Annotated in this window: 13 protein-coding genes; 7 read left to right on the forward strand and 6 right to left on the reverse strand. The window is 36.9% G+C overall.

Features of this window, described 5'->3' with window-relative positions; translation table 11 throughout:
* Nucleotides 1-330 precede the first annotated feature (330 nt).
* A complete protein-coding gene (locus V6R96_RS10530; protein ID WP_336378979.1) occupies nt 331-1173 on the forward strand; it encodes a hypothetical protein in 843 nt (280 codons plus the stop codon).
* Between the two features lie 78 nt (nt 1174-1251).
* On the opposite strand, the gene gap is transcribed toward V6R96_RS10530, so the two are convergent.
* The 4 genes from gap to V6R96_RS10550 form a co-directional block, all read right to left on the reverse strand.
* A complete protein-coding gene (gap, locus tag V6R96_RS10535; RefSeq protein WP_111955181.1) occupies nt 1252-2259 on the reverse strand; it encodes a type I glyceraldehyde-3-phosphate dehydrogenase in 1008 nt (335 codons plus the stop codon).
* 30 nt (nt 2260-2289) lie between these two features.
* The gene (pfkA, locus tag V6R96_RS10540) at nt 2290-3276 is read right to left on the reverse strand and encodes a 6-phosphofructokinase (protein ID WP_116012686.1); all 987 of its coding nucleotides are present in this window, start codon (nt 3274-3276) and stop codon (nt 2290-2292) included.
* A gap of 317 nt (nt 3277-3593) precedes the next feature.
* A complete protein-coding gene (locus V6R96_RS10545) occupies nt 3594-4352 on the reverse strand; it encodes a TIGR03915 family putative DNA repair protein (RefSeq protein ID WP_336378978.1) in 759 nt (252 codons plus the stop codon).
* Between the two features lie 108 nt (nt 4353-4460).
* Nucleotides 4461-5720, reverse strand: coding sequence for a putative DNA modification/repair radical SAM protein (locus tag V6R96_RS10550; protein WP_223560240.1), 1260 nt, complete (start codon nt 5718-5720; stop codon nt 4461-4463).
* A 142-nt stretch (nt 5721-5862) separates the two neighbouring features.
* Between V6R96_RS10550 and V6R96_RS10555 the strand changes: the two genes are divergently transcribed.
* The 5 genes from V6R96_RS10555 (at nt 5863) to sucC (ending at nt 11424) form a co-directional block, all read left to right on the forward strand.
* Nucleotides 5863-7191, forward strand: coding sequence for a hydroxymethylglutaryl-CoA reductase, degradative (locus V6R96_RS10555; RefSeq protein WP_223560239.1), 1329 nt, complete (start codon nt 5863-5865; stop codon nt 7189-7191).
* A 166-nt stretch (nt 7192-7357) separates the two neighbouring features.
* Nucleotides 7358-8434 (forward strand): hypothetical protein, encoded by a 1077-nt coding sequence (locus tag V6R96_RS10560; protein WP_336378977.1) that lies wholly within the window; start codon nt 7358-7360, stop codon nt 8432-8434.
* A 2-nt stretch (nt 8435-8436) separates the two neighbouring features.
* Nucleotides 8437-8823, forward strand: a complete 387-nt coding sequence (locus V6R96_RS10565; RefSeq protein WP_336378976.1) for a DUF423 domain-containing protein — start codon at nt 8437-8439, stop codon at nt 8821-8823.
* Between the two features lie 2 nt (nt 8824-8825).
* The gene (locus tag V6R96_RS10570) at nt 8826-10103 is read left to right on the forward strand and encodes a chloride channel protein (protein ID WP_111955167.1); all 1278 of its coding nucleotides are present in this window, start codon (nt 8826-8828) and stop codon (nt 10101-10103) included.
* A 130-nt stretch (nt 10104-10233) separates the two neighbouring features.
* Complete coding sequence (sucC, locus tag V6R96_RS10575) at nt 10234-11424, forward strand: ADP-forming succinate--CoA ligase subunit beta (protein WP_111955165.1); 1191 nt, start codon at nt 10234-10236, stop codon at nt 11422-11424.
* 363 nt (nt 11425-11787) lie between these two features.
* Here sucC and V6R96_RS10580 read toward each other — a convergent pair whose 3' ends face one another.
* Nucleotides 11788-12672: a mechanosensitive ion channel family protein gene (locus V6R96_RS10580; RefSeq protein WP_336378975.1), complete on the reverse strand. Its 885-nt coding sequence runs from the start codon at nt 12670-12672 to the stop codon at nt 11788-11790.
* 94 nt (nt 12673-12766) lie between these two features.
* Here V6R96_RS10580 and V6R96_RS10585 point away from each other — a divergent pair, with 94 nt between their 5' ends.
* Nucleotides 12767-13402 carry a peroxiredoxin gene (locus tag V6R96_RS10585; protein ID WP_223560234.1) on the forward strand — a complete coding sequence of 212 codons (636 nt, stop codon included), beginning with the start codon at nt 12767-12769 and terminating at the stop codon, nt 13400-13402.
* A 99-nt stretch (nt 13403-13501) separates the two neighbouring features.
* Here V6R96_RS10585 and V6R96_RS10590 read toward each other — a convergent pair whose 3' ends face one another.
* Complete coding sequence (locus tag V6R96_RS10590; RefSeq protein ID WP_111955161.1) at nt 13502-14092, reverse strand: hypothetical protein; 591 nt, start codon at nt 14090-14092, stop codon at nt 13502-13504.
* Nucleotides 14093-14201: the final 109 nt, after the last annotated feature.

Here is a 14201-nt window from a genome sequence, read left to right on the forward strand (position 1 = left end):
ATAACCATGGCGGCTCAATTTTTTTGTTCCGTTTTGTTTTATGATTTATTTTTTTCCATAATTTATTTTAATTAGGAAAATAGTAAGTCTCGGAGCATTAAATTTTATACACTGTTTATTCGAAGTTAATTAATGAATGTTATAAAAACAGTTTACTCTTTTCTTTTTAGTTGTTTGAAAATGATAAACTAATAGCCTCTCGTTGCTGGAGAGGCTTTTTCTTTTGTAATATATTCCATCAAACATTGCTCTTTTTGATACTCAAAATCACCCGAACGGGTAATTTACTTGTATTCATGGAATTTTAAACTTTGTAGAAAACTAATAGCCATGAAAACTTATTTATTAAAAATTCTTGCTTTTGTAATTTTTATGCCCTCAATTTTTTTTGCACAAATAAAAGTCGAAGTAAGAAAGGAAATTGGAGAGAACAGTAAAAAGGAAATCAATAGAACGATTACTATTGATCTGTCCGTTGAAATCGACAGCGTGGAAATGCTCGTTGAAAAAGGGAATTATAAATTATATATACCATCCTCGCAGCTGAAAAGTCTGGTCATTAGAAAGAAAGCTATTGAGTATGAACCATTGAAAATGGAGAGAAAGCAAAAAGACAGTACTAAAAGCCTGCATGGTGAAAGTGACGTAATTACAGAATTGGTTTTTAGAAGCAACACTCAGTATATTCTTTATGTTGGGGTAACAGGGGAAGAGAAAATAAGGAAGTATATTATAAAAAGTGAATCTGACTGGAAATGGACGACTTCCTTCGGAGCAAATGCTGTTTTTCTCACAAGCCGCTCAAGATTTACTTCTGTAAATAATGTAGTAGCAGAAAACAAGGATGGGAAAATGATGGATCTTACGCCTAGCATTATGTTTACCTTTATGAATAACCAGCGAAATTTTTCTCCCGGATTTATAGGTGGTTTAGGCTTTGATTTTGAAGAGTTGTCTGTTTTTGCCGGTGGTGCGCTGGGAATTGGACAAAATATTATTCTGACAGCAGGTATTGCCGTGCACAAGCAAAACCGTCCTAATACAGATTATACAGTGGGACAGGCAATCGACACCTCAGTGACATCGGATAATCTGAATAAAATGCAGTACAGAGTGAATCCTTTTGTAGGAATATCTTTTAGGTTTGATAAAAATCCATTTGTAGCCAAGTAATAATTTGATAAAGTCATAAAAACAAAAAAACCTTCCCATCGGGAAGGTTTTCATTATTTATTGCTAATTGCTCATTATTTATGATAAAGAAGCAGCGTGTACAAGCATATCTACCAACTTGTTAGAATAACCCATTTCGTTATCATACCATGAAACAAGTTTTACAAAGTTTGGAGAAAGCATGATACCGGCATCTTTATCGAAGATAGAAGTTCTCTTATCTCCTACGAAGTCCTGAGAAACTACTGCATCTTCAGTGTATCCTAAGATTCCTTTCAATTCACCTTCAGAAGCAGCTTTAATTACTGAACAGATTTCTTCATAAGAAGCAGCTTTTTCAATTCTCACTGTTAAATCTACTACAGAAACGTCAACAGTTGGTACTCTGAAAGACATACCTGTTAATTTTCCGTTTAATGAAGGGATTACTTTTCCTACCGCTTTAGCAGCACCTGTAGAAGAAGGGATAATGTTGTTAAGAGCAGCTCTACCACCTCTCCAGTCTTTCATTGAAGGACCGTCAACTGTTTTCTGAGTTGCCGTTGTAGCGTGTACCGTAGTCATAAGACCTTCAACGATCCCGAAGTTATCGTGGATTACTTTAGCTAAAGGAGCTAAACAGTTGGTAGTACAAGACGCGTTAGATAAAATTTTGATATCGTCAGTAAGTTCTTTGTGGTTCACACCCATTACGAACATCGGAGTGTCGTCTTTAGATGGAGCAGAAAGGATTACTTTTTTAGCACCGGCATTAATGTGAGCCTGAGCAGAGTCCTTAGATAAGAAAAGACCTGTAGATTCTACGATATAGTCTGCACCGATCTCATTCCATTTTAGGTTGTTAGGATCTTTCTCAGCAGTTACTCTGATTCTTTTTCCGTTTACTACAAGATCATTTCCTTCTACAGAAACTTCTCCCGGGAAGATACCGTGTACAGAATCATATTTTAACATGTAAGCCATGTATTCTGCGTTGATTAGGTCATTGATTCCTACTACTTCAATGTTATCTCTTTCAGTCATTGCTCTGAAAACAAGACGTCCAATTCTACCAAAACCGTTGATACCTACTTTGATTGTTGACATAATAGTTTGTTTTAGATTATAAAAAAATAATTAGATTGCTAAAATTTCAGAAATCAGTAAAAGATCTTTATTGATTTCATTATGTTTTTTAATGGCTTCTTCGATCGGTGTGTACACCATATCGTTGGAACGCATTCCGGCCATTACATTTGTTTTTCCTTCCATGAGTCCCACTACGGCACCATAACCCAGCCTGCTTGCCAGAACCCTGTCTGCACAGCTTGGAGAACCACCTCTCTGGATATGTCCTAAGATGGTTACACGGATATCGTAATCAGGGAATTCCTCTTTGGTCTGTTTAGAAAGCTCGTAGATATTCCCAAGCTTTTCACCTTCCGCTACTACTACAATGCTTGATGCTTTTCCTGTTTTTTCAGCTTTTCTGAAATTGGCAAAAAGATCTTCCATGCTATCTTTCTTCTCAGGAATAAGAATATCCAGAGCACCGGTAGCCAGCCCACTGTTTAAAGCGATGAAACCTGCATCACGGCCCATTACCTCTACAAAGAAAACTCGGTTGTGGGATGTTGCCGTATCACGGATCTTATCAATAGCTTCCATAGCAGTGTTTAAAGCCGTATCGTAGCCGATGGTGTTATCCGTTCCGAAAATATCATTGTCAATAGTCCCCGGTACACCAATTACCCTGATCCCGAATTCTTCGTTGAAGATCTTTGCTCCGGTAAAAGTTCCGTCACCTCCAATGCACACCAATGCATCCACACCATGTTTCACACAGTTGTCGTAAGCTTTCTGACGTCCTTCAGGAGTTCTGAATTCTACAGATCTGGCGGATTTGAGAATCGTTCCGCCCTGGTTGATTATATTTTTTACGGAACGGGGGCCCATTTTCAGGAAATCATCATGGATGAGTCCGTTATAGCCTTCCCTTACTCCGTAGCATTCGATATTATAATAGTTTGCAGTTCTAACGACTGCTCTTAATGCTGCATTCATACCCGGAGAGTCACCTCCTGAAGTAAGAACTGCAATTTTTTTTACAGCACTCTCTTTCATCTAGTAAAAAATTTCGAACACAAATTTACAAAAACAAGTTCAGATAATGGCAGTAAGTTGAGAAGAGTTTTGAATATAAATAATTAAAATCGTCTAAAATTTGTAAGCTTAAAAATCCCTCGCTGTTTTTGTTTCTGAAGAATTTACATTAAAACTGTGGCACCGTGAAATATTTTATCGAAAAAAATTGGAAAGCATATGAACAAATAGCATCCAAGTAAATACTTCGCTAAATAACTTTTTACATAATAGTATAAAAGTTATATTTTGATCACCGCTAACTCAGTCTATGAGAATATTATCACAGTAAATCCACATTACCACTTTTCCGTCAGATACTTCCAATATCTTTTTGGAACATGCTGAACGTGCAGTTTCAAATTCTTTCTTTCCACAATATTGGTCTTTGTAAAATACCGCTGCCATAGCTTTTGATAGTTGTTTTCATCATCATGAAACTTCTGCTGGTACTCATGTAAATCCAGTTTTTCTTCCGGATAAAAGAAATCGCAGCTTTCCAGATTGTATAAAATTCCATAATTCCTTCTCAAATCATAGATCATCCATTTCTGATCCTGATACCGGTCTTTAAAATGTTTACGGATAAGCGGAAGAACATCAAAGTCAGGATCTATCTTCGCAAAGAAAACGCCATCCTGCATTTTCTCAAATCTCACAAAAGCAGTCATTCTGTGCCTTTCCCGGCTTACCGATTTACAAATTTTTGAAATTTTTAAAATATCGCTGTCAGCATAATTTTGCAGAATATTTTCATCAGGATATTTTACAGACTGTTTTACGGCTGATAAAATAAGACGTTCCGATTCAGGATCTTCTGATAAATAAACTTTTAATAACTCATGTATTCCTGACTGTCCAATATGTTGTTCCAGTTTGCTTAAAACCCGTTCAGCCTTATCATTCTGAGTAATGACTTCATGAATTTCAGCAAAGATATTTTCCTGATGAAATCTCTCCTTGCTCACTATTTCTACCTCTTTATACCGGTATTCGAAAACTTCAAATACTGCTGTAAAAAGTCCGTCGAAACTGCCGTCATAGAGTAGAGTGGTCATGTTAATTTAGAGAGTTATAAGGTTTTGGAGTTTTAGAGTGAGTTAATATGTTAGTCTTAGAATGATTAGTGAAGTTCGTGAAACAATTCGTGTAATTGGTGTTTAAAATCAAAACAGACTCAGCTGCTGTGAAAACTGATTGTGAAACTTAGAAGAGCTTCCACCCACAAGCAGCTTTCTGAAATTTTTATCCGTTAAATATTTTAGATAAGCATTTCCGGCGTTAAAGTCAATGAAATACTTTGCTCTGTTAACCGCAGCTCCCAGTTTTTTCAGATGGTCCATATTTAAAACCTGAAAACGCCTTGCACTCACAATTTTCTGTGCAGTTTTCACGCCAATTCCAGGAATTCTTAAAATCATCTGATAATCTGCAGTCTGTAAATTAACAGGAAATTGATGCAGATGTCTCAAGGCCCAGCTCAATTTAGGATCAACTTCAAGGTCTAAAAACGGCATATGCGGGTCTAAAATTTCCTCAGCCTTAAAACCGTAAAAGCGCATCAGCCAATCCGACTGATACAAGCGGTTTTCACGAAGCATCGGAACTTCTGTAGTCAGAGAAGGCAGTCTTTTATCTTCCAGAACAGGAACATAACCGGAATAATAAACCCTTTTCAGATTGAAATTTTTATAAAAATGATCGGCCACTTTGATGATCTGCAAATCATTTTCATTGGTTGCCCCCACGATCATTTGAGTAGACTGTCCTGCCGGAGCAAACTTAGGAACCTTTCTGAAAATTTTCTTTTCATCCTTATATTGCGCAATTCCATTCTGAATATATTTCATAGGATTAAGCATATCCTGTCGGTTTTTTTCAGGTGCTAACAATTTCAATCCGCTTTCTGTAGGAATTTCAAGGTTAATGGATAACCTGTCTGCATAAAGAGCGGCTTCCTGCATCAGCTCATCACTTGCTCCCGGAATAGATTTCAAATGAATATAGCCGTTAAAATTTTCTTCTAAACGTAATTTTTTTGCCACCCTTACCAGACGTTCCATCGTCGTATCTGCATTTTTAAAGATTCCAGAGCTTAAAAACAGTCCTTCAATATAATTTCTGCGGTAAAAATTAATGGTCAGGTCTGTTACCTCTTCCACGGTGAAAGCGGCTCTTTTAATATCATTGGAACTTCTGGATACGCAGTAGGCACAATCGTAAATGCAATGATTGGTCAACAGGATTTTGAGCAGGGAAACACACCGTCCGTCTTCTGTATAGGTATGGCAGATCCCGCTTACGGAACTGTCTCCCAAGGCGCCTTTTTTATTCTTTCGCGTTCCTCCGCTGGATGAGCAGGAAACGTCATATTTTGCTGCATCCGCAAGGATTTCGAGTTTTTCTTTCAGGCGTTCAAAATTCATTTTTCAGAAGGATGTTATAATTTGTATCTAAACTTTGTTCAAAAGTAGTTCCAAAATTGATAAATGTCAATCTTTTTCTCTGGAAGTTATCAACAATGGAGACTTTCAAAATTACTATCTTTACACTTATTAAATTTATGCTATGAATCATAAACCGGTAGAAGGTTTCTCTAAACTTACAAAGCAGGGGAAAATCGATTGGCTTGTCAGCGAATACCTTGAAGGAAACGAAGAATATCAAAATATATTAAAACAATACTGGAACGAAAATGCTGATCTTCAGAAACTTCATGAAGAGTTTTCTGAAAATACGATCTCCAATTTCTATATGCCGTACGGAATTGCCCCCAATTTCTTAATTGACGGGAAATTATTCGCCCTTCCAATGGCCGTTGAAGAAAGTTCAGTAGTGGCGGCTGCTTCAAAAGCTGCAAAATTCTGGATTGATAAAGGTGGTTTTAAAACAACCATTATTAACAATGAAAAATTAGGGCATACCCACTTTATCTTCAGTGTGGAATCTCATAAACTTCTGCATTTCTTTAATTTCAAATTAAAGAAAAAACTGTTTGAAGCTACAGAAGATATTACCGCCAACATGAGAAAACGAGGTGGTGGAATTCTGGATATCAAATTAATTGATAAAACCTCCGAAATGCCGGATTATTACCAGCTTAAAGCAAGCTTTGACACAGTAGATTCCATGGGTGCGAATTTTATCAATTCGTGTCTTGAGCAGTTCGGAAAAACAATGAAGCAGGAGATTGCAACGAGTGAAGATTTCACACAGGAAGAGAAAAACTCGCTTCAGATTGTGATGAATATTCTTTCCAACTTTACACCGGACTGTCTCGTAAGAGCTGAGGTTTCATGTAAGATTGATGATTTAAAGGATGACAGTGGAATTTCGAATGAAGAATTTGCAAGAAAATTCAAACAGGCTGTTACCATTGCTGAAATAGAGCCTTTCCGCGCAACCACACACAATAAGGGCGTGATGAATGGAGTGGATGCAGTAGTAATCGCTACAGGAAATGACTTCAGAGCAACAGAAGCCTGTGCCCATGCCTACGCCGCGAGAGACGGACAATACAGATCTCTTACGCACTGTACAACGGACAACGGAATTTTCAGATTCTGGATCGATCTTCCGATTTCTGTAGGAGTAGTGGGAGGTTTGACCAATCTTCATCCATTAGTAAAATTCTCCTTGGCATTGCTTGGAAAACCTTCTGCACAAGAGCTGATGAGTATTCTGGCTGTTTCCGGACTTGCTCAGAATTTTGGTGCTCTCCGTTCTTTAGTGACAACCGGTATCCAGAAAGGGCATATGAAGATGCACCTGTTGAATATTCTAAACCAAATGGGTGCTACAGAAGAGGAAAAACAGCATTTTGTGAACTATTTTAAAGACAAAACGGTAAGCCACCATGAGGTTATTCATGAATTTAACAGGTTAAGAGCTCAATAATGCTGCAGATTATCCTACCTATAGTATTTATCATCTTCGGAATCTTCCTGAAGAAAACGACGTCACCGGGCTTTAGAAATTCTAAAAAGCTTTCTAATATCTTTATTATATTAGGAATCTCGACGTTGGTGGCAAAACTGATTTTAATCTACATTCATTCAAAATAATGAGAAAGAAAATAGTATTCTTCCTGTTGATTTCTGGTTTAAGTTTTTCTCAGCAGAAAAATGTAAAGATCAGTGATTTGCAGCCTAAATCTGAAGATACTGTTTTTCCGGTTGTTTCCTATCCCGGAAACCCTTTGGTTGAACATAAAATCAATACCTTTCTGCAGGTTGATGAACTGGAATATGTGCCGAATTCAGGCCCTGATCCTTTTAAAAAGGCTGCCACTGCGACCAATTCCTATACCAATTATCTCTATTTTTACAGTTGGGAAAAATTAGAAACCCCTAAAAATATTTTAAGTATTGGTATAGATGGCGAGGCTTCGGGAGCTTATCCGGAAGGTTTTTCCAAATGGATTAATTTTGATCTCAGAACAGGAAATTTTATTAATTGTCCCGATTTATTTCAGCCCAATGCTGTTAAAACGATTGAAAGCTTAATCAATCAGAGAATCAGGAAAAGAGTTGATGATTTTCTTAAAGAGTTGAAAGCCGATAAAAATCCTACAGAAGAAATTCAGGAGCAGATTGCAATGTATGAAGACTGTTTTTTAGAAAATACCTTGGAATACATTGAATTCTATTTTGGAAAGGATCAATTGACTTTTGTTGCCGGAAGATGTTCCAATCATGCGATGAGGGCATTGGATGATCTGGGAAGTCACATCATTGAAATTTCTTATAAGGACCTAGAAAAATATTGGAGTCCTTACGCAAAAAATCTTCTGTCAGGTTCTGAAAAAACTGATACAACAAGTTTTCAGTATAAGCTGTTGAAAGGAAAAATTGATAAATACCCCATTACGGTTCTGATCAAACATCTTTACACGGATAATGGAGAAAATGCTTTTTCCGCCATGTATTGGTATGATAAAAATAAAAAACTGATAGAATGGAACGGAAAGATTCAGGGAGATCATATTTCCATTACGGAGAATGACCATTATGATGAAGAATTGGAAAAATGGATTCCAAGAGCTTTTATTGAAGCGAATAAAAAGGGCAGCAGGATTACCGGAACCTGGCAGGATTACAAAACAAAAAAATATTTAAATCTAGAATTAGAAGAATTATAAAAATGAAAACAATTACTTTAATTTTTGGTGCTGCGTATGGAATGCTGTCTGTTATTCTGGGCGCCTTCGGAGCACATGCTTTAAAAAAAATATTGTCTGTAGAAAGACTTGAAAGCTTTGAAACAGGAGTGAGATACCAGATGTATGCTGCATTTTTCTTACTGATCATCGGATATATTTTAAAATTTGAAACTTCGTCTGAAAAATGGACTTCCATTTTGATGATTGTGGGAACCATGTTATTTTCTTTCAGTATTTATTTCCTTAGCCTGCAGGATTACCTGGGAACAAACCTTAAATTTTTAGGACCTGTTACTCCGTTGGGAGGTCTTTTTATGATCCTGAGCTGGGGAATGCTTATTCTTTATTTTGCTAAAAACAGAATTTAAGAATGAAGATCAATAGAAGAAGACGGTTAATAAAAACATTGAATCTTCTGGATCAGCCCATAAGATTCAATCCTTTTGTATTCAGCCGGACTTTTTTTATGTGGGCTTTCACAGGTCTTGTGGGAGGGGCTATTGCAGGAGGTTACTGGATCGTATTAGAACATTTTACTGAATTTTTAGCTGAGTTTCAGGGCTGGATGGTTATCCCTACCATGGCTGTCTGCGGTTTGCTGGCAGGACTTGTGATCCATTTCTTCGGAGATCCCGGGGAAATCCATCTGATCGTTAATAATATCAGGTTTAATAAAGGAAAATTAGAGCCGAAAAATAATCCTTCCATGATTTTGTCATCCCTTTTTTGTGTGGCATCGGGTGGAAGTTTAGGTCCTGAAGCACCTTTGGTTCAGGTAACAGGTTCTACCGGAACCTGGCTTGGGAAAATTTTCAGATTAAAAGGAGAAGAGCTGCGTTCTTTGAGTATTGCCGGAATGGCTTCAGGCTTTACAGCTTTATTCGGGGCTCCGCTTGGAGGAAGTTTATTTTCCCTTGAAATTCTGCATCACAAACATGCAGTGGAATATTATAAAGCTATTATTCCTGCTTTAGTGGCGAGCTGTTTCAGTTATGTGATGTTCGCTCTGATTATTCATTTAGGAATAGGGGCAACTTGGGATCTGAAAGCCTATCATTATTCAGGAGTATATGATTTTATCTATGCCTTTTTATTCGGGGTGGTGGCTACAGTCTTCGGATGGATCTTTATTTTCGTTGTAAAATTTTTCAAAAAAGTTTTTGAATACAGGTCGTTTCCGATTTATATAAAAACATTGGTTGGAGGAATTATTTTAGGGATTATTGCCTATAATTTTCCAATCACCAGATACTTCGGACATCATGAGATCAACGAACTGATCAACGGGAATTTTGCCCTGAATTTTTTGATCGTCATTCTGGTTTTTAAAATCATAGCCATTGCGGTTACCGTGACTTCAGGATGGAGAGGAGGTTTCATTATCCCACTGTTTTTTGTAGGCACCACTTTAGGGCTGATTATTCATCAGCTGTTTCCTTCGGTTGACACTACTTTAGCCATTGTAAGCTGTATGGCGGCAATTAATGCCTGTGTAACAAGAACACCAATGAGTACCACAATTATTCTGGGAACCTTAACCGGCTTTACTTATTTCGTTCCGATACTTTTTGCCAGTCTGACAGGTTATTTTCTGGCTCCGAAAATCCCATTCATCGGTTCACAGTCTGAGAAATTGTCCGAAGAATAGAGCAAATTTGATAAACATGTTAAAAATCAAGTTCACTGCACTTTAATTTTTAAGTCAATAAACTTGAACTTCCATGTCTTTTTAGTAAATTTGTCAACCTTTAAATTTTAAAATAAAATAATAAAATAATATGAATCTTCACGAGTATCAATCAAAAGAGATTTTATCAAAGTATGGAGTAGCTATCCAACGCGGTTTCGTAGCGAATAATGTAGACGAAGCTGTAGCAGCTGCAGAAAAGCTTACTGCTGAAACCGGAGCTCAGGCTTGGGTAGTAAAAGCACAGATCCACGCAGGTGGACGTGGTAAAGGTGGTGGTGTTAAGTTCTCTCCAAACATGGATAAGCTTAAAGAAAATGCACAGAACATCATCGGAATGCAGTTGGTAACTCCACAAACTTCTGCTGAAGGTAAAAAAGTACACTCTGTTTTGGTTGCAGAAGACGTTTATTATCCTGGAGAATCTGAAACTAAAGAATTTTATGTTTCTATTCTTTTAGACAGAGCTGAAGGTAAAAATACGATTGTATATTCTACTGAAGGAGGGATGGATATTGAGCATGTTGCTGAAGTAACTCCTCATTTGATCCACAAGGAAATCATTGATCCTGCTTTAGGTCTTCAAGGATTCCAGGCCAGAAAAATCGCTTTCAATCTTGGTCTTGAAGGAAATGCTTTCAAAGAATTCACAAAATTCATTGCATCTCTTTACAATGCTTATACTGGAATTGATGCTTCTCTTTTTGAAATCAACCCTGTATTAAAAACTTCTGATAACAAAATTATCGCTGTTGATGCTAAAGTAACTTTGGATGACAACTCATTATTCCGTCACAAAGACCTAGCAGAATTAAGAGATACAAGAGAAGAAGATCCAATGGACGTTGAGGCTGGTGAAGCTGGTCTTAACTTCGTGAAACTTGACGGTAACGTTGCTTGTATGGTAAACGGTGCTGGTCTTGCCATGGCAACAATGGATATCATCAAATTATCTGGCGGTAACCCGGCTAACTTCCTTGACGTAGGTGGTACTGCTGATGCTCAGAGAGTTCAGACAGCTTTCGGGATCATCCTGAGAGATCCTAACGTAAAAGCTATCCTTATCAACATCTTCGGTGGTATCGTAAGATGTGACAGAGTTGCTCAGGGAGTTGTAGATGCTTACAGAGCTATGGGAAGTCTTCCTGTTCCATTGATCGTAAGATTACAGGGAACTAACGCTGTAGAAGCTAAAAAATTAATTGATGATTCAGGTCTTCCTGTACATTCAGCAATTACTTTAGAAGAAGCTGCCAACAAAGTAAAAGAAGTTTTAGCGTAAGCTGAACTTTTAAATAAATTGAGAAACCGTTCCATTTTTGGAGCGGTTTTCTTTTTTACCACAAAAGTCACAGAAGTTTTTCATGTTAAACACTTTAGATCACTTTAGCTTAAAAGTTTTACCATCCTGAAAACAATAAGTTCACATAAGCAGAAAATCAAAGATTTTCTTAAAAACTTGAGTGTACTTTCTATGCACAATCTATTTAACTTTAAAATAACTTAAGTGTCAAAGAACTTTTGTGACTTTTGTGGTTGAATTTAATTTTTTGTAGCCCGATAACATCAGAGATGTACCTTTAAATCAAAGTATCAGAAATAATTTGAAGCATAAAAAAACCGCTTAAAAAAAGCGGCTGATATTTTATTTGTCCTGATTTTCGGCAGGAAGAGACTCTCCATTCGTAATGCTGATACTTGTAGGAGTTACCAGTTGGATATTATCTGCATCCAGACGCTGCTTGATTTTCAGATAGGCTTCACTTTTCACCTGAACTATGTTGGCTCCTACTTTCATCCAGAATTTAGCCTGGAGATTAAAATTGCCCTGTTTTAAGTCGGTAAAGATCACTTCCGAAGTATCCCGCCTGTCTACACCATCCAGGCTTTTAATGACATCCAGCATCCCCTTCTGAGCTTTGCTGATATCTTCATCCGCAGGGATCTCGAAGTTTAAAATAATTCTGCGCTGCGGCGATGCTGTAATATTGTAAAAAGGTGCATTGAAAATTACCTGATTGGGGATGTAAGCTTTCTTTCCGTCATCGGTAATGATTTTTGTTGTTAAAAAACCAATTTCCTGAACTGTTCCGGAATGTGCTCCGATCGTTATATAATCCCCTATTTTAAATGCTTTATCAATTCCAATGAGCATTCCAGAAAAAATACTGGATACCAGATCTTTCAAAGCAACCCCGGCAATCACCCCGGCTACCCCTAAGCTTCCGATAAACTTCCAAAGGAAACCACTAAAGCCCATGATTTCGAGCGCAATAAAGGTTCCCATCAGCATGATCAGAAATCTGAATATGCTTATTAAAGTAACCAGAGAACTTTCTTTCTGGCTTTTAGGGAAAAATTTGTGAAATAATTTTACGGCACCTAAGCTTAAGTATTTACTGGTAACAAGAAAAAAAGAAAATACTAAAATTCCGACAATAAGTTTCGGTGTAAGCTCGGCAAACCTCATATACCAGCTCTCCAAAACCCTGTAAATAACATCTACGTAGCTGTAACCATTGTTCTGCATGAAAAAAAATTTATTAAAGATAGAAAAAATTCAACAAAAATTTTGCCAGTTTCAAAAAGTCTACTAAATTTGTAGACTAACAAAGCAAAATATTATGTCACTTAAATTAGGAGATACAGCACCGGACTTTCAAGCCGAAACATCTTTAGGCGATATTAGATTTCATGAATTCTTAGGGAATTCTTGGGGAATTTTATTCTCACATCCTGCAGATTATACTCCGGTATGCACTACAGAGTTGGGGTACACCTCAAAGCTGAAATCTGAATTTGATAAAAGAGGAACAAAAGTGATTGCTTTAAGTGTAGATGGAGTAGAGGATCATCAAAGCTGGATTAAAGATATTAATGAAACCCAGAATACGGATGTACAGTTTCCTATTATTGCAGATAAAGACCGGAAAATTTCGGAACTCTATGATTTTATCCACCCGAATGCTTCTGCTACAGCTACCGTACGTTCTTTGCTGATCATTGATCCCGATAAAAAAGTAAGGTTAATCATTACTTACCCGGCTTCTACAGGAAGGAATTTTAATGAGATCTTAAGAGTTCTGGATTCTCTTCAGCTGGTTGACTCACATAAAGTAGCTACTCCTGTCAATTGGGAAAATGGTGATGATGTTATTGTACCGCCTGCTATTTCTACAGAAGATGCCAGAAAGATATTCCCAAAAGGAGTGACAGAAATAAAGCCGTATCTGAGATATACGCCTCAACCTAATACATGATTTATTTGATTTTTTATAGTTTAGTTTTAATTTGTACGAAAATCGCCCCGAAATATTTCGGGGCGATTTCATTTTTTTATTCAAGTGAATATAAAGTGATTATTTTAAATCATTAGCTACTTCTTTAGCTTTTGAAGTCGGTAAATAAATACTGAATCCTAAGTTGAATGTAATATTTGAGTTTAATCCTTCGCTACCAAATCCTGCTCTGCCTTTGTATTTTACTAAACCTTCAATACCGATGTTAGGAGTAATAAAATAAGAATAACCAGGACCTGCACCAAAATCTAAACCAGTTGTAGAATCTGCATTTTCAACTGATCTACCTCCGATACCTACATTACCTTCAAGGAACCATCTTCCGTGGTGTAGCAAATTATCAACACCCTTTTCTCCCGGAGATAGGTAGTAACGACCCAAACCACCTACACCATAAGTGAATTCAGTAGGGCTGCCATTGGTAACTTTATTGATCCCTAAATCTACATATCCACCCACAGCTACATTATCTTTAATGAAGTAAGCACCTTTTGGCTGTAAACCAATATTGTATCCTCCACCAGTATTTAAACCAAAATTACTTGATATTAAGCTGCTTCCTACCAGCCAGTTACCTTGTTGAATTTGAGCGTTAGCTGTTGCAGTCAAACCTGTTGCTGCCAATATTCCTGCAAAAATTAGTTTTTTCATAATTTATTATTTTAATAATTAAATGTTACCATTTGTAGATTAAAGAAAAAACAAGAAATGTGCCAAGCTTCTTAATTTTAGATAAAAACTCAGAATAAATGTTAATTTT

The organism is Chryseobacterium sp. CCNWLW53 (assembly GCF_037083525.1).
Classification (GTDB): domain Bacteria; phylum Bacteroidota; class Bacteroidia; order Flavobacteriales; family Weeksellaceae; genus Chryseobacterium; species Chryseobacterium lathyri.